Origin of the sequence: Bacteroides sp. RTP21281st1_H5_RTP21281_210402 (genome assembly GCF_040918965.1) — a bacterium.
Taxonomy (GTDB): domain Bacteria; phylum Bacteroidota; class Bacteroidia; order Bacteroidales; family Bacteroidaceae; genus Bacteroides; species Bacteroides congonensis.
In genome coordinates this window covers 15,046-37,495 of the sequence record NZ_JBCOWR010000016.1, presented here as the reverse complement: position 1 = coordinate 37,495, position 22,450 = coordinate 15,046, and the positions used below count along the sequence as shown (strand labels likewise).

At 44.8% G+C, this 22,450-nt stretch carries 13 protein-coding genes; 11 read left to right on the top strand and 2 right to left on the bottom strand.

All coding sequences use genetic code 11. The features are described 5' to 3' along the window. Window positions 1-13 precede the first annotated feature (13 nt). The 6 genes from AB5443_RS20040 (at window position 14) to AB5443_RS20015 (ending at window position 9,322) form a co-directional block, all read left to right on the top strand. Complete coding sequence (locus AB5443_RS20040; RefSeq protein ID WP_277134863.1) at window positions 14-1,600, top strand: glycoside hydrolase family 31 protein; 1,587 nt, start codon at window positions 14-16, stop codon at window positions 1,598-1,600. A gap of 33 nt (window positions 1,601-1,633) precedes the next feature. After that, window positions 1,634-3,103 carry a DUF4832 domain-containing protein gene (locus AB5443_RS20035; RefSeq protein ID WP_277134862.1) on the top strand — a complete coding sequence of 490 codons (1,470 nt, stop codon included), beginning with the start codon at window positions 1,634-1,636 and terminating at the stop codon, window positions 3,101-3,103. Between the two features lie 133 nt (window positions 3,104-3,236). Then, window positions 3,237-3,758, top strand: a complete 522-nt coding sequence (locus AB5443_RS20030; RefSeq protein ID WP_277134861.1) for an NUDIX domain-containing protein — start codon at window positions 3,237-3,239, stop codon at window positions 3,756-3,758. Between the two features lie 132 nt (window positions 3,759-3,890). Further along, complete coding sequence (locus AB5443_RS20025) at window positions 3,891-6,908, top strand: tetratricopeptide repeat protein (protein ID WP_277134860.1); 3,018 nt, start codon at window positions 3,891-3,893, stop codon at window positions 6,906-6,908. Between the two features lie 29 nt (window positions 6,909-6,937). Next, window positions 6,938-8,662, top strand: coding sequence for a TonB-dependent receptor (locus AB5443_RS20020; protein ID WP_277134859.1), 1,725 nt, complete (start codon window positions 6,938-6,940; stop codon window positions 8,660-8,662). 63 nt (window positions 8,663-8,725) lie between these two features. After that, a complete protein-coding gene (locus tag AB5443_RS20015; RefSeq protein ID WP_277134858.1) occupies window positions 8,726-9,322 on the top strand; it encodes a type 1 glutamine amidotransferase family protein in 597 nt (198 codons plus the stop codon). 510 nt (window positions 9,323-9,832) lie between these two features. Here AB5443_RS20015 and AB5443_RS20010 read toward each other — a convergent pair. Both AB5443_RS20010 and AB5443_RS20005 read right to left on the bottom strand, forming a co-directional pair. Further along, window positions 9,833-10,261: a hypothetical protein gene (locus AB5443_RS20010; RefSeq protein ID WP_277134857.1), complete on the bottom strand. Its 429-nt coding sequence runs from the start codon at window positions 10,259-10,261 to the stop codon at window positions 9,833-9,835. A 37-nt stretch (window positions 10,262-10,298) separates the two neighbouring features. After that, the gene (locus AB5443_RS20005; protein WP_277134856.1) at window positions 10,299-10,904 is read right to left on the bottom strand and encodes a DNA-binding protein; all 606 of its coding nucleotides are present in this window, start codon (window positions 10,902-10,904) and stop codon (window positions 10,299-10,301) included. A 544-nt stretch (window positions 10,905-11,448) separates the two neighbouring features. Between AB5443_RS20005 and AB5443_RS20000 the strand changes: the two genes are divergently transcribed. From AB5443_RS20000 to AB5443_RS19980, 5 genes are read left to right on the top strand one after another with little or no spacing between them, the layout of a single operon-like run. Beyond that, a complete protein-coding gene (locus tag AB5443_RS20000) occupies window positions 11,449-14,622 on the top strand; it encodes a TonB-dependent receptor (protein ID WP_277134855.1) in 3,174 nt (1,057 codons plus the stop codon). A gap of 12 nt (window positions 14,623-14,634) precedes the next feature. Continuing rightward, window positions 14,635-16,392 carry a RagB/SusD family nutrient uptake outer membrane protein gene (locus AB5443_RS19995; RefSeq protein WP_277134854.1) on the top strand — a complete coding sequence of 586 codons (1,758 nt, stop codon included), beginning with the start codon at window positions 14,635-14,637 and terminating at the stop codon, window positions 16,390-16,392. 31 nt (window positions 16,393-16,423) lie between these two features. After that, entirely contained in the window at window positions 16,424-19,201 is a 2,778-nt protein-coding gene (locus tag AB5443_RS19990) for a SusC/RagA family TonB-linked outer membrane protein (RefSeq protein ID WP_277134853.1), read from the top strand. Between the two features lie 19 nt (window positions 19,202-19,220). Further along, window positions 19,221-20,939, top strand: coding sequence for a RagB/SusD family nutrient uptake outer membrane protein (locus AB5443_RS19985; protein ID WP_277134852.1), 1,719 nt, complete (start codon window positions 19,221-19,223; stop codon window positions 20,937-20,939). A 31-nt stretch (window positions 20,940-20,970) separates the two neighbouring features. Then, a complete protein-coding gene (locus AB5443_RS19980; protein WP_277134851.1) occupies window positions 20,971-22,446 on the top strand; it encodes a BACON domain-containing carbohydrate-binding protein in 1,476 nt (491 codons plus the stop codon). Window positions 22,447-22,450 lie beyond the last annotated feature (4 nt).

Here is a 22,450-nt window from a genome sequence, read left to right as displayed (position 1 = left end):
TAATATTTATATTATGAAGAAATTAATCCTCAGTATCCTGGCATTCAGCCTCGCTACAACCGCTTTGCCACAACAGGTAAAAGAAATAGAAATCCTTCCCAATGAAAAATGGTGGGGAGGAGCTACCGACCTCGGCAATAAAATGCCTTTCTGCGATAACACAATAGAAGCCGACCTGCAAACCCAGAATTTTAATAACCAGACTACCCCGTTACTTATCTCGAATAAGGGACGTTATATCTGGTGTGACGGTCCATTCCGGTTTCAACTGAGAGACGGCAAAATCCGCATAGAATCCGCCAGAGGAACAATAGAGTGCGCTACCGCGGGAAACACATTAAAAGAGGCTTACCTAGCCGCTTCCGGAAAGTATCTCCCACCCGCCGGTATATTGCCGCCCGAACTGTTCTTCTCAAAACCGCAATACAATACCTGGATAGAGCTTATATATAATCAGAATCAAAAGGATATCCTGGAATATGCAAGAAGTATTATCGACAACGGATTTCCTACCGGCATACTGATGATTGACGATAACTGGCAAAAAGATTACGGAAACTTCAACTTCCGCCCGGACAAGTTTCCGAACCCCAAAGCAATGGTTGACGAACTTCATGCCATGGGATTTAAAGTGATGTTATGGGTAAGTCCGTTTGTATCACCCGATAGCGAAGAATTCAGGTATCTAAAGACAAAGGGATATCTGGTAAAAAGAAAAGGCAGTGACCAGCCGGCAATTCTCGATTGGTGGAACGGTTCCAGTGCCTGCTATGACCTGAGCAATCCCGACGCTTATAACCATTTACGGAGTACGCTCAAGAAAATGCAGCAAGACTATCATATCGACGGTTTCAAATTCGATGCGGGAGACCCAGAAAGATATCCGGAAAAAGAGGTGGATGTTTTCGACCGCCAATCGTATGATACCGAACAGACTTATTTATGGGCTAAGTTGGGGCTAGAATTTCCTTATAACGAATTCCGAGCCTGTTGGAAATTAGGTGGCCAGCCTTTAGTGCAGCGTCTGGGTGACAAGAAATACTCATGGAACGGAGTGACAAGCCTGGTTCCCTCAATGATAGCTGCCGGTCTGTTGGGATATTCGTATGCCTGTCCCGACATGATTGGCGGTGGAGAATATTCCAGTTTTCAGGGTATTGATGCGTCCGGTTTTGACCAGACATTGATTGTACGCTCCTGCCAGATACATTCCATGATGCCGATGATGCAGTTTTCAGTAGCCCCCTGGCGGATTCTAAGCAAAGAGAACCTGGAAACGTGCATCAAGTATGCCAAATGGCATGAGCAACTAGGTGATTATATACTCTCACAGGCAAAAAATGCCTCTATTACAGGAGAACCTATTGTACGTCACATGGATTATGCCTTCCCTAATCAGGGATTTGAAGAATGCAGGGACCAGTATATGTTGGGGGATAAATACCTGATAGCCCCCATTATGTCCAGCGACAATACACGTACAGTAAAACTCCCCAAAGGTAAATGGAAAGATGATCTGGGAAAAGTCTATAAAGGAGGTAAAACGTATACCCTCGATGTCCCTCTTTCACGGCTTCCCTGGTTTGTAGAAGTTAAATAATCCCGAATATTCACACTTCATATATAGTATCCCATGAAAAGACTCTTGTTATCTCTTTTTTGTATTCCGGCTCTGTTATTGACTTTCTGCAATGACAAAGTAAACTCCAAAGAAGAAACAGAATCTCCCGCTTTCAGTGCACCGGATCAACTGGAGAAAGTAACATACCAACCCTCGGAGGAAATAATTTGTAACCCGGAGAGAGGATTCTTCACTCATCAGGAATATGCCACGGACAATAACCACTCCATTACCCCTGCCTTCTTGAAAGAATGTCGGGAGAAAGGCATGAGCCTTATATTCACCGCCTACTACATGAGAGATTTCAAAGATAAGTTGATTTCCGAAGAATATCTGCAACGGATACGCAACAATATGTTGGCTCTCAGAAAAGGAGGAGCAAAATCTGTATTACGCTTTGCATATACTTCCTCTGAAAACGAAAAACCATGGGATGCTCCCTGGGAACTCACGGAACAGCATATCCAACAACTAAAACCCATTCTGGAAGAATTTTCGGATGTAATATGTGTACTCGAAGCCGGATTTGTCGGGGTATGGGGAGAATGGTACTATACCGACCATTATAACTACCAGCCTAAAAAGGGAGAGTACGCTCCCCGCCGTAAGGTACTGGACGCCCTTCTGAAAGTGATGCCTAAAGATAGGATGATAAGTGTACGGTATCCGGTAGCCAAGTTATTTACTTTCAATATTAACTACACCGACACCATTACCAGGAAAACGGCTTATAATGAATCCGACTTATCTCGTATAGCTTTTCACAACGACTGTTTTCTGGCCGACATAGACGATATGGGCACTTTCGGAGAGAATCCCGATTACAGAAAATTCTGGGAATGGGAAACAAAGTATGTAGCGATGGGCGGTGAGACTTGTAAACTGTCGGAGTATTCAAACTGTGAGAATGCGGTAGTTGACTTCGCCAAATATCATTGGTCTTATATCAATATTGATTATCATCCTGGTGTCATCAATCAATGGGAAGACGAACAATGTATGAACGAAATACAAAAGCGTCTGGGGTATCGCTTCACTCTCTCCGAAGGGTACTTTACTCCCAAAGGAGAAATAGGTTGTCCTTATGAGGTGGTGATAAAGTTACAGAATACAGGTTGGGCTGCCCCATTTAATCCGAGAGATGTCGAGATTGTATTTGTCCACAAAAAGAAGAAAGAGAACAAGTATAAGAGCAAGCTTAAAGAAGACCCGCGTTTCTGGTTTCCGAATGAGCAGATTACCATTCAGGCTCGATTCGGACTGCCGGAATCAATGCCAAGCGGTGAATATGATATTTATTTGAATCTTCCCGACCCCAGACCAACCATTTCGGCACGTTGGGAATACAGTATACAATTAGCTAACAAAGATGTATGGAACAAACAATACGGATATAATAAAATACACAGTACAATGTTGGTTACTAATTCAAATAAAGCACCTTTCGTTGGAGAAAGTTTAGAAAAGTTCCAGGTAAAATAATTCAAAGAAAAGTCTTCTTTGAGGGAAAAAGGAAAGGCAGGCAAAAGCGATACACCTACAAAGTTTGTCGTTTTTGTTTTTTTAGGTACTTTTGTAATCGAAAAAACCAAAATGCAGTATCTGCCCAAGAATTATGAAGCATCCCCTATCCCAATTCCTATACTGTCCCGAATGTGGTTCATCTCATTTCGAAGTTAACAACGAGAAGTCCAAAAGATGTGCCGACTGCGGTTTTGTCTATTACTTTAATCCCTCTGCTGCTACCGTGGCACTTATCTTGAATGAAAAGAACGAGCTGCTCGTTTGCCGACGTGCCAAAGAGCCTGCTAAAGGGACGCTCGACCTGCCCGGCGGATTTATAGATATGAATGAAACAGGCGAAGAAGGTGTTGCCCGCGAAGTGCTCGAAGAAACGGGATTGAAAGTAAAAAAAGCTGTTTATCAGTTCACACTGCCTAATATTTACATCTATTCAGGTTTTCCTGTACACACTCTCGATATATTTTTTCTCTGCACAGTAGAAGATATGAGCCATTTTTCGGCAATGGATGATGTGGCAGATTCTTTCTTCCTGCCTCTCTCTGAAATTAATCCGGAAGATTTCGGGTTGGATTCTATACGACGGGGACTTAAAAAGTTCTTATCAAGTAGATAATTCGTTAAAATATAACAAATTAGAGAAACATATCCCATTCTATTCTGTCTAATATTTTAATGAGCTTTAAATTAATAGCTATTAAAATACGTCATTGAAAGATATGTAGTACTTTTGCATAAATACCCGATTATGAAAAAAGAAATTACCAGACTCATTTGCGCGGCTATCTGCTGCGCACCCATTATAGGATTTGCCCAGACAGGTGACAAGTTCACTTCGGCTGACAACCTTTATAAAGAAGGGAAAGAACTTTTCCAGGAAAAGAATTATGCCGCTGCCCTGCCGGCACTAAAGGCATTTGTAAAACAAAAGCCAACAGCCAGCCTGCTTCAAGATGCGGAGTATATGCTGGTCAGTTCGGCATACGAGTTAAATGACAAGAACCGTATCGAATTGCTCCGCAAATATCTCGACCGCTATCCCGATACTCCGTTTGCCAATCGTATCTATTCATTACTGGCTTCCTGCTATTTCTACGAAGGAAAGTACAATGAAGCGATGGCGCTTTTCAATTCTACCGACCTCGACTTGCTCAGTAGCGAAGAACGCGACGACCGCACGTATCAATTAGCTACCTGCTATCTAAAAACTGATAATCTGAGAGAAGCGGCTATTTGGTTTGAGACGCTGCGCGCCAACAGTCCCAAATATGCAAAAGATTGCGATTACTACATTTCTTATATCCGTTACACACAGAAACGCTATAACGAAGCATTGAAAGGTTTCCTTCCGCTGCAAGACGATCCGAAATACAAGGCTCTCGTACCTTATTATATCGCTGAAATCTATGCACAGCTCAAAAACTATGATAAGGCACAGATTGTAGCGCAGAATTATCTATCGGCTTATCCGAACAATGAACATGCAGCGGAAATGTACCGTATTCTCGGAGATGCTTATTATCACTTCGGAGAATACCATAAAGCGGTAGAATCATTCAATGATTATTTGAACAAAGACCATTCGGCTCCCCGCCGCGATGCCCTTTATATGCTGGGACTTTCTTACTATCAGACGAAAGTGTATTCCAAAGCAGCCGAGACACTCGGTAAAGTGGCAACTACCAATGACGCGCTCACACAGAATGCTTACCTGCATATGGGACTCTCCTATCTGCAACTGGCAGAAAAGAACAAAGCCCGCATGGCTTTCGAACAAGCGGCAGCATCCAATGCCAATATGCAAATCAAGGAACAGGCAGCTTATAACTATGCCCTTTGCCTGCATGAGACTTCTTTCTCCGCTTTTGGTGAATCGGTCACTGCTTTCGAAAAGTTCCTGAACGAATTTCCGACTTCTCCTTACGCAGAAAAAGTCAGCAGCTATCTGGTAGAAGTCTATATGAATACCCGCAGCTACGATGCTGCATTGAAATCAATTGACCGGATTGCCAAACCGAGTGCACAGATATTGGAAGCCAAGCAAAAGATATTGTTCCAATTGGGAACACAGTCCTTTGCCAATGCTGATTTCGAACAGGCTCTGAAATACCTGAATCAGTCCATTGCCATCGGGCAATACAACCGTCAGACCAAAGCAGATGCTTACTATTGGTGTGGAGAATCTTACTACCGTCTCAACCGGATGATGGAAGCCGCACGCGACTTCAACGCTTATCTGCAACTGACTACCCAGCCCAATAACGAGATGTATGCGCTTGCCAATTATAACCTAGGATACATCGCTTTCCACCGGAAAGACTATACGCAAGCAAGCAATTATTTCCAAAAGTATGTCCAACTGGAGAAAGGCGAAAACGCAACGGCTTTAGCCGATGCATACAACCGTATCGGTGACTGTCACTTGAATGTACGCAACTTCGAGGAAGCCAAGCATTACTATTCACAAGCCGAACAAATGAATACTCCTTCCGGAGACTATTCTTTCTATCAACTGGCTCTTGTATCCGGTCTACAAAAAGATTATACCGGTAAGATTACCTTGCTGAACCGTCTCGTAGGAAAGTATCCCGCTTCTCCTTATGCCGTGAATGCTATTTACGAGAAAGGACGGTCTTATGTATTGATGGATAATAACAGCCAGGCAATCACTTCTTTCAAGGAGTTGCTGAACAAATATCCCGAAAGCCCGGTCAGCCGGAAAGCTGCGGCGGAAATCGGTCTGCTGTATTATCAGAAGGGAGATTACAATCAGGCTATCGAAGCCTATAAGCAAGTCATCGAGAAATATCCGGGCAGTGAAGAAGCCCGTCTAGCCATGCGTGATTTAAAGTCAATTTATGTAGACTTGAACCGTATAGATGAATTCGCAGCTTTAGCGAATGCCATGCCGGGACACATCCGCTTCGATGCCAACGAACAGGATTCACTGACATATGCTGCCGCAGAAAAGATTTATATGCGGGGACGGATGGAAGAAGCCAAGACAAGTCTCAACAAATATTTGCAGACTTTCCCGGAAGGAGCATTCAGCCTGAATGCACATTACTATCTCTGCCTGATTGGAAACGAGCAGAAAAACTATGATATGATTCTTCTCCACTCCGGTAAATTGCTGGAATATCCGAACAATCCGTTTGCGGAAGAAGCCCTTATCCTGCGTGCCGAAGTGCAGTTCAACCAACAACAGACAGCAGAAGCACTGGCAAGCTACAAGATGCTGAAAGAGAAAGCGACCAACGTAGAACGTCGCCAGCTTGCCGAAACGGGGATACTCCGCTGCGCCTTCCTGTTGAGGGATGATATTGAGACCATCCATGCAGCTACCGATTTATTGGCTGAACCTAAACTTAGTCCTGAACTGCGGAATGAAGCTCTTTATTATCGGGCTAAAGCTTATGTCAAACAAAAGGCGGATAAAAAAGCCATGGATGATTTCCGCGAACTGGCAAAAGACACCCGTAATCCATACGGAGCCGAAGCTAAATACCTGGTTGCACAATCTTTGTTTGACGCGAAAGAATATGCTGCCGCGGAAAAGGAACTGCTCAACTACATAGAACAAAGTACACCGCACGCTTATTGGCTGGCACGTAGTTTCGTCCTTTTGTCCGATGTATATGCCGCTACGGGTAAAGACCTCGACGCATGCCAATATCTGCTGAGCCTGCAACAGAATTACCAGGGTAACGATGACATAGAAAGTATGATCGAAAGCAGACTTGCCAAGTTGAAAGGTGCAAATTAAAAGTTGAAAATAAAAAAGTAAAGAATAAGATGAAACATTCTCTATCTATAATAGGCGGACTTGCATTGGCAATTTCCATGCCATCCGTCCTTCAAGCCCAAACTACCCAGCCCAAAGATACGACCATGAATCGTACCGTTGTTGTGGAACAAGAATATAATCCGGATATTATGGACGCATCAAAAGTAAACGTCCTGCCCAAAGTGGAAGAGCCGACAGTGAGCAAGAAAGAGGTGGAATATGCCACGACTTTTTTTCCGGCAACTTCTGTTCCGGCAGGTTTGATGAATCCTTATACCGGAAAAGAAATCCAACCCGGAACAACTCCCGGATATGTGCGTGCCGGATACGGTAATTTAGGTAATCTGGATGTTCTTGCCAATTATTTATTCCGTCTGTCGAAAAAAGATAAGCTGAATGTACGTTTCCAAATGGATGGAATGGATGGTAAGTTGACTCTTCCTTTCACAGATGGTGAAAAATGGAATGCTTTTTACTATCGCACACGTGCTAATGTGGATTATACACATCAATTCAACAAACTGGATTTGAATATTGCCGGAAACTTCGGCCTGAGCAACTTCAACTTCAGACCGGGAAGTGTAAACAGCAAACAGAAGTTTACTTCTGGTGACTTCCATGCCGGCATCCATTTCATTGATGAAACAGCACCGCTTCGTTTCAATGCCGAAACGAATCTGCTGATGTATGAACGTCAGCATAACATGTTCAATGAGAATGATGCCAATACAGCCCTTAAAGAGACAATTGTACGTACCAAAGGCGATGTCACAGGAGCTATCGGTGACCAACAGTCCGTAACCATCGCTTTAGAAATGAATAATCTCCTATACAGTGGATATACAAAAAATATTTCTACCGGAGACGAGTATTTCAAGAACTATACAACGCTTCTTCTGAATCCTTATTATGAACTGGATAATGATGACTGGAAATTACACATCGGTGCCAATGTAGACCTCTCTTTTGGATTCGACAAGTCTTTCCGTGTTTCACCAGACGTAACTGCACAATATATTTTCTCCGACAGCTATGTGCTTTATGCAAAAGCAACGGGTGGCAAGCTATTGAATGATTTCCGCAGGCTGGAAAGTATCTGTCCTTATGGCGAATTGCCAGATGTAAATTCCACTGCAACTTTGGGATATGTACAGCGTCCTTATGACACTTACGAGCAAATCAATGGTACAATCGGATTTAAAGCGAGCCCCTATCCGGGACTTTGGTTTAATGTGTACGGCGGTTATCAGAATCTTAAAAACGACTTATCGTATTTGGGATTTGACCCAAGCAAGACAAATCATTCCGGTTCTTATCTCACTTTTGCTCAAGACAATACGGATAACTTCTACCTCGGTGGTGAAATCAGCTATGATTACAAAGACATTTTGGGAATATCAGCCAAATACACTTATCGCAATTGGGACAGTAAAACCGAAAAGTATCTGTTGGCAGTGAAGCCTGTCAGTGAAATGTCTTTCAATGTACGTATTCATCCGATTTCCGCTTTAAATATAAATCTCGGTTATGATTATGTGAACCGAAAAGAAGTGGAAGGATATTCAAAGATGACTGCAATCAACGATTTGCATATCGGAGCAAGTTACAATGTATTCAAAGGAGTATCTGTTTATGCACAGGTACATAATCTGTTGAATAAGAAGTATCAATATTATCTGGATTATCCTGCCCAAGGATTCAATTTCTTAGGGGGATTGAGTTTCCGGTTCTAAGGGGGGGGGGAGTAATCAAAGAATAGTGTCAATGATTGTTTGAAATTAACCCATACAGTAAACATGAAGAAAGAAATAATTTTTGTACTGCTGAACGAGTTCGCAGACTGGGAAGGAGCTTATATTGCATCCAACCTGAATGCAGGCGTCAAGCCCGGAAGTCCCATTAATTATGTAGTAAAGACCTTATCTATAAGTAAAGAGCCCGTCGTATCCATCGGCGGGTTCAAAGTCTTGCCCGATTACGGCATAAATGATATGCCGGAAGATTATGCAGGATTAATACTAATCGGCGGTATGCGTTGGTTTTCGCCCGAAGCAGAGCAAATAGTTCCTTTGGTCGAAAAAGCATTAAAAGAAAAGAAGTTAGTTGCCGGAATATGCAACGCTTCCGTTTTTCTCGGCTCGCACGGATTCCTCAATAATGTGGAACATACGAGTAACGGACTTGACTATATAAAGCAATATGCCGGAAATGGATATACCGGCGAAGCCAATTATATCAACAAACAAGCCGTAAGAGATGGCAATATTGTAACAGCCAACGGACTTGCACCACTGGATTTCTGCCGTGAAATACTTTATGTATTAGAAGCAGATACTCCTGAAAACATAGAAGACAGTTACAATTTCTATCAGAATGGATTCCCGTCGAAGTAAATCGTGAAATGATATTCGCAAAGATAAACGAGAAAACAAATTATCCAGGCGAATCCCGTACAAAAGAACAAGAAAATAGGAAAGCTCCCTTTTTTTAATTGCCACTCAGGGCTTTCCACCAATATTTATCCAAGTATCCATCTTCAATGTATTTATGCCAAAAGTGCCTTACCTCAATTAGCATCCTAACGGGATTAAACTAATTGAAGTAAGACACTTTGCACGAAGCGACTGCAAACTGCAGGATTTACAACTTCCGAATATTTTCTATCTACGAACTTGCTATTTATCTTTCATTTTAGCAAAGAGAATCACATTGTTTCCCTTTTCATCCAACGACTTCACTAATGCCTGAGTACGTTTCCAATTGTTGCCGTGCAGGGATGCAAGTAAGGCCTGCTTGCAAAAAAACAGGCAAGAGTATCCTTGTACTTACGAGTTAACTGCCGGCTACTGTCTGCCATCATCAATGCTTGTTCATAATCCTTATTCCTGGAATACGCCACCCTTTTAAGACCATACAAATTGTGTTCTTAATGTATCGTTCAGCAGTTCTTCCCGCAGAAGAGCATCCGAAACCAACAGTGCAGAATCAGGTTGGTTACGATATAAATAGGAAGCGCTTTGCTCTATAAGCGCTTGCATACGTTGGTATAACTGCCCATTTTCCGTATAGCGGTGAATGGCAGTCTGCAATAAAGAATCTACAGGTTTCCCGGTCTTCCACAAAGTAGCCTTATAGGACAGAAAGTAATAATCACCCTGCTCTTTAGAAGATAAATTCTCCGGCTTGTCTATTTGTTGCAAATAAAAGAGAATACTATCGACGGAAACATTCTCCATCTGCATAGCCTTTTTCAGAACAGGAGACGGTGAAGAGTGGCAGGCGGTCAATGTGATAACCCATCCGGCAAGTAGAAGTACACTATGATAATTCATAATTCCTTAATTTTGATTTACCAGGCTAATAGTAAGTTTATACCGCTTTTATATATACTACCGAACGTCCGGTTCCATACTTTTCCAATATCCCCTGCTCGATAAAAGCGTTGATGTCCTGCAATGCCTGTGTCTTTGTCTTTCCTACAAGTTGTGCATAATCCTGTCGGTTAATACACGAATGTTCTTCTAAAAACTTTTCCAACCGCTGCAGACACTTTTTCTCAGGCAACGGATTCTTCACACGAAATGGCGAGTGATAACGTTGCAACTCGAGTTCGCTCTCAATATCCTTCTTAAACTGCCGGTTGACACGGAAATTAATATCTTTCAGAGATACGGATGGTGAACGCAAGTTATTTGCATCCATCATTTTCTTGTCAACACTCAATGAAAGAGTGAAATAACCGATATCTCCCAGTTCTACTGAGAATCCTTTTAAGAGTAAATGTCTCAACTCTTTTGATATAGCTTCTATAACACCTACCACTTGCGCATGAGGCATATGCTGAAGCATAGTCACCTGTTCCACAAATTCTTCAGCCGTATAACTGCCCTTCAAAACGACACGTGCGTGCAAAGGTAGTTCTTCTCCATTCTTATCAGGATTGGGAGTCTCATAAAGGTCATAATTAACACTCATTACTTAGTAGTTTTTCATTGGGAAAGATTAATTTCTCTCTTCCCATATATTATTTATTCAATTTGCTATTCAGTTTTCGTTTGACAGTTGTCAAGCGATAGTTCAACAGTTGTCAAGCGTTCGTTTGACAACTGTCAAACGAAAACCAGCATACTAATGAGGCAAATGTACGTAGAATATATAGATACTAATCTATATAAACCGGAATTTAATTTCATTCGATAAATTATTCCCAAGCTATCATTAGTATCAACCCCTTATCTATTTATCGGAATATATCAGTTCCCCACACTTTGAGACTGTTTCTTCCTTTCCCGCCTATAATTTCATAAAATGGCTTTCTGCACCATCACAAGCCATTTTATAGCTATTTGTGCACCTTATTTGGTGAATATTGCACATCCATTTTCCACACCTCATCTAACTTTGCAGTATTGTTAAAAGCCAACAAAAGCATCAAGTGTTGACCTTACTTTAAATCAAGCAGATTATTAACTTAACATATTATTAATCTTTCATTATTAACCTAATTAAATTAAACAGTATGAGAAACGCGCGTAATTTAAGATTCCGTTTTCTTATTATGTTTCTTTTGTTCATACCGATAATGTATGCCTTCCCCCCAGAAGGTATTACTATCAAAGGTAGGGTAACGGACGAAACACTCAAAGAAGGCGTTCCCGGTGCTAATGTAACCGTAAAGGGCACAAGCATAGGAGCAATTACAGATTTCGACGGCAACTTCACAATCGTCGTCCCAAACAGAAAGTCGGTGTTGAGCATCTCTTTTATCGGGTATGTGACCCAGGAGATTGTAGTGGGAAACAGGACATTTATTACAGTCAGCCTGAAAGAAGACTCGCAAAACCTCGGTGAAGTGGAAGTGGTAGCCATCGCCTACGGTAATCAGGACAGGCGGATGCTTACGAGCGCCGTCTCCTCTATTGACAACAAGGAGTTGATTAAATCGCCGGCAACAAGTATCACAAACATCCTTGCCGGTGCATTGCCGGGCGTATCTTCCGTACAGACTACCGGACAACCGGGTAAGGACGCCGCCGCCATTTACGTACGGGGTGTCGGTTCACTGAACGACTCACAATCCAAACCCTTAGTTCTGGTAGATGGTGTAGAACGTGCCTTTTCGCAAATCGATCCCAATGAGGTGGAAACTATCTCCGTGCTGAAAGACGCCTCTTCTACCGCAGTATTTGGAGTAAGAGGTGCGAATGGTGTCATATTGATTACTACCCGTAGAGGTAAATCGGGAAAGACACAGATTTCCGCCAGTACCAAGCTAGGCTTGCAGCAACCCATTTCACTGGTAGAGCAGACGGGAAGTTACGAATTTGCCCGGTTCTGGAACATGAAGCAGGAAATGGATCATGTCACCAATCCCAAACTTTACTTTACGCCGGAGCAGATAGAGGCCTATCGTACAGGCTCCGACCCTCTCATGTACCCCAACATGGACTGGAAAAAGTACATCTTTCATAATGTCTATCTCCAGAGTCAGAACAATGTCAATATTTCCGGTGGTAATGACAACGTGCGGTATTTCGTATCGGTAGGCTATACCTATCAGAACGGACTTCTGAAAGAGCTTCCCGGACAGTTGTATGACAACAACTACCGCTACAACCGATATAACTATCGTGCCAACATCGATGCGAACCTGACCAAGACCACCACCATGAAACTGGGCGTAGGCGGTGTGCTGGGCAAGATACAAGAACCCCGTGATGTCCAGTCGGGTACGGGTAACGACCCCAATGCCTGGGTGATAGCACAGATATGGTCGCATCCGTTTGCCGGACCGGGATTTATCAACGGAGTACGCACATTGGTTCCCGATGATCTGGTACCACTGGGAGAGGTAATGCGCGACGGTATGTTCGTGTTCTATGGAAAAGGATACAACCAAACGTATGACACAACGCTGAATATGGACCTGGACATCACGCAAAAACTGGATTTCGTCACTCCGGGACTGAGTGTTTCCGTAAAAGGAGCCTACGACAATCAGTTCAAACTATATAAGGAACGCGCCGGAGGAGCCATAGAATCACAGACAGTGTACTATCAGTCTTATTTCGACTCCAGCGGAAATATGCCCCAGACCGACCCTGATTATGACAAGACACACATTTTCGTTCCTTCCGGCAGCGATACTCCGCTGACCTATTCGGAAAGTAGCGGACGGGCACAGAACTGGTATCTCGAAGGACGCATCAACTACGACCGGACATTCGGTGACCACAAAGTATCCGGCCTTGTCTTGTACAACCAGTCCCGCAATTACTATCCGGACAGCTACACGTATCTGCCGCGCAACTATGTAGGATTGGTGGGACGTGCCACGTATGCTTATCAAAGCAAATACCTGTTCGATGTAAACGTAGGTTATAACGGTTCGGAGAACTTTGCACCGGGCAGTACACGTTTCGGTATTTTCCCCTCATTCTCAGCCGGATGGATAGCCACTGCCGAGAAGTTCATGGAAAACCAGAAGGTAGTGGATTACTTGAAACTCAGGGCTTCATGGGGACGTGTAGGTAACGATAAGGGCGTAGATTCCCGCTTTATGTATATGCCTGCCGTATGGGGCGGCTCCGGAAGTTACAGTTTCGGTACTAATAATCCCATATCCCAATCGGCATCCGCCATCTCAAGCATGGGTAATCCGGAGGTGACTTGGGAAACAGCGGAGAAACAGAACTACGGTATCGATGTCAAGTTCTTCAACAGCCGCCTGTCCGCCACTTTCGACTACTTTATCGAACACCGCACGGGTATTCTTATCTCTCCCGAGTCCACTCCGAGCATTATCGCAACCTCTCTGCCCAACCTTAATATAGGTAAGGTGAACAATCACGGTTACGAAATCTCCCTGGGCTGGCATGACAGGATAGGAAAAAATTTCAGCTACTACATAGACGGCAATGTCTCCTTTGCCCGCAACAAGATTCTCTATATGGACGAGGTGCCCAAGCAATTCGCCTATATGAACCAAACCGGCGGGTCTACCGGACGTTACAGTGGATTGTATAACTTTGTCCGTCTCTATCAGTACAGCGACTTTACAACTAATGCCGGCGGTGAGCTGGTTCTGAATCCGGAGCTCCCGCAACCTTCCGTAAAGGTATATCCGGGCGATGCCATGTATGCCGACCTGAATGGCGACCATGTTGTAGACGGAAATGACAAATGCGTGACCGGCTTTGCCACCCGTCCGGAATATGTGTTCGGCATGAACATGGGCTTCAATTGGAAAGGCTTTGACCTCTCCATGCAGTGGGTAGGCTCTAAGAATGTCAACAGAATGTACGAAATCGAATACCGCATCCCGTATACCAACGCCGGAAAACGCGGCCTGCTAACCTACTTTTATGAGGGTTGCTGGACAGAGGAAAACCAATTGGGCGCTGTCTATCCACGTGCATCGGAAACTTCGGAAAGCTGGAACTCCGAGCCCTCTACCCTCTGGCTGGCAGACGCTTCTTATCTCCGCCTGAAAAGTCTGAGCCTCAGCTACACGCTCACCGGAAAGAAATTCCTGAAGAAACTGGGACTTACTTCGCTCGGATTCAACTTCAGCGGCTATAACCTGCTGACTTTCTCACCGCTTAAATACCTTGACCCGGAAAGCAACCCCGACAACTATGGAGAGTATCCGCTGATTAAGGTCTACAGTTTTGGTTTAAATCTTAACTTCTAAAAGAACAACTTTATGAATAGTATACTAAAAGGATTCATGGCACTAGGATGCCTGCTGATGGCTTCTTCCTGCTCTGAAATCAGCTTCGGTGACAAATTTCTGAGCAATCAGCCCGAAAGTTCCGGAGCCACCACCGAAGAGATGTTCTCTTCGAAGATAAACGCGGAAAAGGTACTGACGAAAGCATACACCGGATTGCCTTACGGACTGCCTACCACTTCCGACTGGAAGTTGGGTGTGAATATCCTCGAATCCCTTACCGACTTATGCTACAGCTTCCGTGACAACATCAACGACGGTCCCCTGAAACTCTATTATAACGGAGCGCTCAGTCCCACCAACGTTCCCCGAAGTGCTGCCTACCGCTACGGAAGCAAAGCCGACTGGACTGCTATCCGCTACGCCTGGTGCTATATCGAGAACGTAAAGAATGTGCCTGACATGTCGGATAGTGAAAAGAGCCAGCGTATCGCTGAAGCGAAAACCGTCATAGCCCTTTGCTACTTCGAGATGCTTCGCTATGTAGGTGGCGTGACATGGATAGACCACTATGTGGATGTCAACGAAGAAATGAATTTCCCCCGCATCACATTCGCCCAGACCGTGGAGAAGATTGTAGCCTTGCTCGACGAGGTCATCAACTCCAATTTAAAATGGAAACAGGATGATGCGGACGACGGACGCATGACCAAGGCAGGAGCCATGGCACTGAGGTTCAAAGTGCTGCAATGGGCTGCTAGCCCCACTTTCAATTCTGACAAGAAATGGCATCCCCAAGCGGACGAATATACCTGCTACGGCAACTATAGCGCCCAACGTTGGGAAGCTGCGAAGACAGCGGGCGAGGCTTTCTTTGCGGAAGTAGAAAGACAAGGCGGCTACTCGCTGATCCAACCGGAGGAAGAGACACACCGGGCAAGACGTCTTGCCTACCGCCGGGCATACTACAACCGCGGCGGTACGGAAATACTGATTTCCACCCGCCATGGATATGGTGCCAACACTATCTGGGAGTATATTGACAGTCGCCCCTGGGGGTATCTTCCCACATTAAACTATGTCGATATGTTCTCTTGGGCGGACGGAACCGATTTCCCGAAAGACTTCGACTGGAAGGCTCCTTCCCGTCAGCCTTTCTTTACCGTAGGCGATATGGAACCTACCCGCGACCCGCGTCTGTATGAGAATGTGGCTTGCCCGGGAGACACGTATTGCAATGGAACAGTCGCTCCCGTACATCTCAATCATCCCGACTACAAAGCCGGTAGCGGATTCATGACCATGAAGTTCATCCTGCAAGAGAACAGCGACCGTGAAGGACCGATACAGTGGCCCCACACCCGTCTGGCGGAAATCATGCTGGGATATGCGGAAGTGCTCAATGAGGTGAACAAGCGCCCGAACGACGAGGCTTACAGAATGGTGAACGAGGTGCGGAAAAGAGTAGGACTCTCCGAACTTCCCAAGAATATGAACCACGACGAGTTTCTGGAAGCTGTGCTGAAAGAAAGGGCGTTGGAACTGGGATTTGAAGAGGTGCGTTGGTTCGACCTTGTGCGCAGAGGTCGTGAAAATGATTTCAGGAAGCAACTTTACGGACTGAGAAGCAGAGGTAACGACCAGCACAATCCAACATCGTTCACTTTCGAGAAAGTAGAGCTGAACGACCGTTTTTGGGTAGACAATTGGGACACCAAGTGGTATCTGGCCCCAATACCTCAAGAAGAAATCAACAAGAAATATGGAATGACCCAAAATCCGGGTTGGTAAATTGATATGCAAACTAATATTCTATTGAACAATGAATAAAATAAACTATATATTAACCACTCTGCTCCTGGGAGGTTCGGTAGCTCTACATGCACAGACACCGGCAGCGGCTTCGGATATGCAGCTGGCTGACACCCTGAGCGTAGGATACCGTATGAACGTATCTTCCCGGACCAGTAGTTATTCTGTCAGCGGAGTCAATGCTTCTGCATTCGAAAAGTCTCCGCACATAGACATTAGCAAAGCACTGTATGGGAAAGTGGCAGGACTGAACGTATATCAGGGTACAGGCTCGTCAGCCGACAACGTTTCTTCCCTCTCCATACACGGCCATGCTCCATTGATATTAATCGACGGTTTCCCTCGTGACATCACCGACATCAGTTCTATGGAAATCGAATCGTGCTACGTACTGAAAGATGCCGCTGCTGCCGCCCTCTATGGGATGCGCGGTGCTAACGGTGTGATACTGATTACGACCAAACGCGGCACAAGCAACGGATTGAAAGTGAAAGTGGATTATAACTTCGGCGTCAACACCCAGTTCCGCTCTCCCGACTTTGCAGACGCTTATACGTATGCAAACGCCCTCAACAGCGCACTGAGCGGAGACGGCCTGTCCGCACGCTACACCACCCAAGAACTGGATGCTTTCCGCACAGGCATCTATCCCTATGACTATCCGAACGTAGACTGGTGGAACGAAACGTTGAACAAAACGGGATTTACCCACAACCTGAAAATGGCTTTCAGCGGAGGTAGCGAAAAGTTCCGTTTCTATACGGTAGTGGATTACTATCGTGACCGTTCGATGCTGAAAAAAAACACGGAAGATACGCGTTACGATACCACACCCACAGACACACGCTTGGCTGTGCGTACCAATCTGGACGTGAACGTGACTAAAAGCACTTATCTGAAACTCGGAATCGCCGGAAAGCTGAAAGAACTCCGGGGAACCCGTTACGGGCGTAACGCTATTTTCAATGACATTTACGGTATTCCTTCGGCCGCATTCCCGATTCGCCATGAGAACGGAATCTTTGGCGGAAGTTCAGTCTACGGAGACAAAAATCCGGTTGCCTTGCTGAAACATTACGGACATATCCGTAATGTCTACGGAAGCCTGCTCGCCGACTTGAGCGTCCGTCAGGAACTGGAGATGCTGACCAAGGGATTGGCACTTGAAGCGGCTATTTCTTTTGATAACATCGGTGGAATGTACGAAACCAGCAGCAAAAGTTACCGATATATGAATACCGGAGCCAGCATTGCCGAGGACGGTACATTGATAACGACACCTACTATCTGGGGTACAGACTCCGAAACCCTGGGACACAGCCAGCCTTTTGAAAACCTGTTGTTCAGAAGTAACTTCCAGGCAAAAGCGGACTACAACCGTACCTTTGACAAACACCGGATAGGAGGAGCGCTGATTTACGACATGCAGTCAGTGAATAGAAACGGCAGAAACAATTCACAAAAAAATCTGTCGGTTTTAGTGAATGCCACTTATACTTACGACGACCGTTATACACTCAATGCCGTATTCAACCGTTCCGGTTCGGCTTACTTGCCGGATGGAGATAAATTTGCGAACTATCCCGCCGTGTCTGCCGCCTGGATTGTATCCAATGAAGCATTCATGGAGAAAATAACTCCAATTAATCTCTTTAAGATTCGTGCCTCTTACGGTCTTTCCGGTTGGGACGGAAATCTGAGCCACGAATTATGGCGCCAGTCATACGGTTACGCAGCCGGTTATAACTTCGGCGAAAATGCCGGAAGTGTTTCAGGCGGCAGCGAAGGCGATTTACCGGTAGTCGGACTGGTAGCGGAGAAATCGAAAAAAGCGACTTTCGGATTTGACCTTTCCGCTTTCAACAACCGGTTGGACGCCACAGTGGAAGGTTTCTACGAAAAACGTTCGGACATACTTGTGTCCGGTGCCAACTCTACGTCCGGCATCATCGGTGTCACAGTGGGACAAGTGAACGAAGGAGTCTACAAATACAAAGGATTTGACGCCTCTGTGAACTGGAACGACAAGGCCGGTGATTTCCATTACAGCATCGGAGCAACCATGTCGTACCTGAACTCGGAAGTTGTCAATGTAAACCAAGCCTATCAAGAATACGATTACTTGTACACCCAAGGCAACCGTGTGGGACAGATGTACGGTCTGGAAGCCATAGGGTTCTTCAACAGTCAGCAGGAAATCAACAACAGTCCGCAGCAAACATTCTCGGATATCGCTCCCGGTGACGTGAAGTACAAAGACCAGAACGGTGATAACCGCATTGACGAAAAAGACGTGGTGAAAATGTTCGGTTCCTCACTTCCGCGTTTCTACTTCGGGTTCAACCTGAATTTATCCTATAAAAGATTCGAACTTTCCGCCGATTTCCAGGGAATGACAGGTGTAACGGTCTCCTTGCTTGACAGTCCGCTTTACCAACCGCTTGTGGACAACGGAAACATCTCGAACACTTTCCTGAACGAGGAAGTTTGCTGGACGCCGGAGAACAAAGCCAAAGCCACCATGCCCAGACTGACTACACAGGAAAACCAAAACAACTACCGCGCCAGTTCATTGTGGTATCGTGACGGTTCGTTCCTGAAATTACGCAATCTGCTGGTAGCTTACACGTTCCCGAAATCTCAGACCCGCTTTGCCGACTTACGGGTATTCGTGCAGGGCACTAACCTGTTCTCGATAGATAACATCCATTTTGCCGATCCGGAACAGCTCGGTATTGCTTATCCGTCGGCAAGAAGCTATTGGGCGGGTGTGAAACTTAATTTTTAAACAGAAGTAAATGAACATTATGAGAACCAAATACATCATCTTAACCATTTTGTCTTCGTTGAGCCTTGCTTCGTGCAATTATCTCGACTTTGATGAAACAGACGGTTTGAAGACAAAAGAAGACATGTACAAGTATTTCGGTACAAGTAAGGATATGCTGTCACACGTATACTCATACATGCCGCAAGGATATACGTTTTTTGCTACCGAAGGAATATTTTCCGAAGAGAGCTATTCCATGCGCGACTGCGCCTCAGACGATGGTGAGTTCGGCGCTTACGCCGCCAACATCCAGAACGCGAACAACGGCAATTGGTCATCCATCAAAACGTATGACGCCGCTTGGACACTGTATCGTGGCATCCGTGCCGCCAATAGTTTCATCACAGAGATTGCCCAAGCGGACTTCACACGTTATGAACACAGCGGCGGCCAGTATCAGAACTGGATGAAACAATTGAAATACTTCCCTTATGAAGCCAGAGTACTGCGTGCACACTACTTCTTTGAACTGGCACGCCGCTATGGTGACATCGCCATGCCACTGGAAGTGCTTACGGAAGAAGAGGCGAACACGATTGGGAAAACACCGTTTGCCGAAGTGGTTAAATTCATTGCCAGCGAATGCGATGAAGCAGCCAATAACCTACCGGATGATTATGTAGATGAACCGGGAGCAGAAATAGGGAGGGTAACCAGAGGTTTTGCGATGGCAGTGAAATCAAAAGCATTGCTGTATGCAGCCAGCCGCCTGCATAATCCTTCTATGGATACCGAGTTGTGGAAACAATCCGCCAAAGCATCGCTGGATATTATTAACACAGGGCTTTATTCTCTTGACGGTCAAGAAAGTGCCAACAATTTCGCATCAAAAGAGGTAGTACTGATGAGACTCAATGCTGAATCTACAGACTTCGAGAAATATAATTTCCCTCTCCGTTTCACCTACGGAACACGTACATCCAGAATTGCTTACAGCAACTTCCCGTCACAAAATCTGGTAGATGCCTTTGAAACCGCCAACGGCTACAAAGTGACACTGGAAAACACCGGCTGGGTTTGCAATGACCCTGACTTCAATCCGCAAGCTCCTTATGAGAACCGTGACAAACGCTTTTATCGCACGATTCTTACCAATGGAATGACATTTAAGGAAAGTACGATAGAAACTTTCAAAGGGGGTGTCGATGACGGTATTGTGTCGGAAGGCGGTTCGCCCACCGGCTATTTCCTGCGCCGGTATATCCAGGAAAGTACCAATTTTGAACCGGGCAAGGAGTCTGCCAACAAACACCATTGGGCAATCTACCGCTATGCCGAAACCTTGCTCACCTATGCGGAATCTATGGTTAACGCTTTCAATGATGTCGACTATACCGATGAAACTTATACATATTCAGCATTGTGGGCTATCAACGAAGTAAGAAAGAATGCCGACATGCCGTTACTCACCTCTATGGGAAAAGATGAGTTCATGGAACGTCTGTATAACGAATGGCGTGTAGAGTTTGCTTTCGAGGATCACCGCTTCTGGGATGTACGCAGATGGAAGATTGCTGATACCACCCAACGCGAACTATACGGAGTAAAGATTGAGAAACAACCGGACGGCACGCTGAATTTTTATAAGAACCTTTATGAAAACCGTACGTGGAGAGACTGTATGTATCTCTATCCGATACCTCAAAGCGAATTATATAAGAATACAAACTTGAATCCTCAAAACACAGGATGGTAATTTATTGTCTAATCCAATATAAATAAGATATATGAAAAAGTTATATAACAACACATTATTGCAACTGATTCTTGCACTGTGCACATTCAGTTTTGTAGCCTGCCAGGAGTTCGATATCGACTCACAGCCGGAAGGGCCTCTCAACATCCAGATAGACGCACTGGAGTCTTACACCGCTTTGGCTACTTCTCCGAGCAACATCGTTTTTAATATCAGTTCCAACACTCCTTGGACAATCGAAAGTGACCAACAGTGGTGCAAGCCCACTCCCTCTATGAGCGCAGCCAGCTCACTGGTTTCGGAGATTGTAGTAATGCTCGAAAATAATACAGGAAAGCAAAAGCGTACCGCCCGGCTGACTATCAAGGCGGAAGGCATCGAGGGAACCAAGGTAGTGACTATCGAACAGGCTTCGAAAGAAGATTTGGTAGTGATTCGTCCTACGGACATCGTTCCTACCGAAGGTGGCGTGGTTTCATTCAATATTATCTCCAACAAGCCATGGGAAATCATTACTACGACCCAATTCCTTGAAAACATTGATAAAACGTCCGGTACGGGAAATGAGAATGGTGAAAAAGAAAATATCACCATTACTGTCCCCCAAAATACAGGAGCGATAAGAAGTGCGGAAATTACTGTGAAAACAGCTTTCCAAGAGGAAACGTTTACTATTACACAAGACGGTATAGTCATTGAGACCAAGAATGAGGAAGATGCCGTGAACACAATGAACGGAGAAGGTGAAGAGAAAACTATAGAAATCAACTCCAGTGTAGAATGGAAAATAGAAATTCCGGCTGAATACAAAGAATGGCTGAGTGCGGAAGCAGACGGTAATCAGTTAAAACTTTCCGCAACGTTTAATAACTTATTCGTTCCGCGCACCGGACATATCCTGTTGTATCCCAAAATGAATGTTCCGGGATTTGAAGGTGTACCTATTGAAGTGACACAACCCAGAAATATATCTCTTAACAGAGGAGAGGAAACAGTCGATCCGGTGACGGGATATGCTACTATCCAAAGTACAGGCGCATCCAGATTTGTATCCAATTTTGGTTTTAGAAAAGGAAAAGTTGTTTGGGAGTTTGACAAAGTAGATATGCCGGACAGCAATGGTTCAATTGAACTTAACGGAGATACATGGTCATGGGGTGACGGTTCCGGTTACATCAAAGCTTGGCTGAGACCGGAAAGTTCGGAGATGACTTCAAACATTGATGCATGGGACGGAGCTTATTTTAAACTGCAAGACTTTAATATAAATATTAATGACATTAAGTCCATTGCCATTGAAGCTAAGGATGATCCGGAAAATGAAGGCAAAATATGTCTTATACTTTACGCCAACGAACAGGAGGTGGCAAGAATGAAAAATAAGACGGATATTTATACAGCTAATCCGAGTTTCCGCGGACAACAGTTCTACTTTGGATTTGAAAATGATACAGACCAGGTTTGTACGATGACATTCAAATCCATCAACTTTGAGTCTTATGAATAACACT

What these genes read in the sequence shown, in the direction of transcription:
- AB5443_RS20040 (WP_277134863.1), top strand. Translation starts at nt 14, where the DNA reads ATGAAGAAATTAATCCTCAGTATCCTGGCATTCAGCCTCGCTACAACC.
- AB5443_RS20035 (WP_277134862.1), top strand. Translation starts at nt 1,634, where the DNA reads ATGAAAAGACTCTTGTTATCTCTTTTTTGTATTCCGGCTCTGTTATTG.
- AB5443_RS20030 (WP_277134861.1), top strand. Translation starts at nt 3,237, where the DNA reads ATGAAGCATCCCCTATCCCAATTCCTATACTGTCCCGAATGTGGTTCA.
- AB5443_RS20025 (WP_277134860.1), top strand. Translation starts at nt 3,891, where the DNA reads ATGAAAAAAGAAATTACCAGACTCATTTGCGCGGCTATCTGCTGCGCA.
- AB5443_RS20020 (WP_277134859.1), top strand. Translation starts at nt 6,938, where the DNA reads ATGAAACATTCTCTATCTATAATAGGCGGACTTGCATTGGCAATTTCC.
- AB5443_RS20015 (WP_277134858.1), top strand. Translation starts at nt 8,726, where the DNA reads ATGAAGAAAGAAATAATTTTTGTACTGCTGAACGAGTTCGCAGACTGG.
- AB5443_RS20010 (WP_277134857.1), bottom strand. Translation starts at nt 10,261, where the DNA reads ATGAATTATCATAGTGTACTTCTACTTGCCGGATGGGTTATCACATTG.
- AB5443_RS20005 (WP_277134856.1), bottom strand. Translation starts at nt 10,904, where the DNA reads ATGAGTGTTAATTATGACCTTTATGAGACTCCCAATCCTGATAAGAAT.
- AB5443_RS20000 (WP_277134855.1), top strand. Translation starts at nt 11,449, where the DNA reads ATGAGAAACGCGCGTAATTTAAGATTCCGTTTTCTTATTATGTTTCTT.
- AB5443_RS19995 (WP_277134854.1), top strand. Translation starts at nt 14,635, where the DNA reads ATGAATAGTATACTAAAAGGATTCATGGCACTAGGATGCCTGCTGATG.
- AB5443_RS19990 (WP_277134853.1), top strand. Translation starts at nt 16,424, where the DNA reads ATGAATAAAATAAACTATATATTAACCACTCTGCTCCTGGGAGGTTCG.
- AB5443_RS19985 (WP_277134852.1), top strand. Translation starts at nt 19,221, where the DNA reads ATGAGAACCAAATACATCATCTTAACCATTTTGTCTTCGTTGAGCCTT.
- AB5443_RS19980 (WP_277134851.1), top strand. Translation starts at nt 20,971, where the DNA reads ATGAAAAAGTTATATAACAACACATTATTGCAACTGATTCTTGCACTG.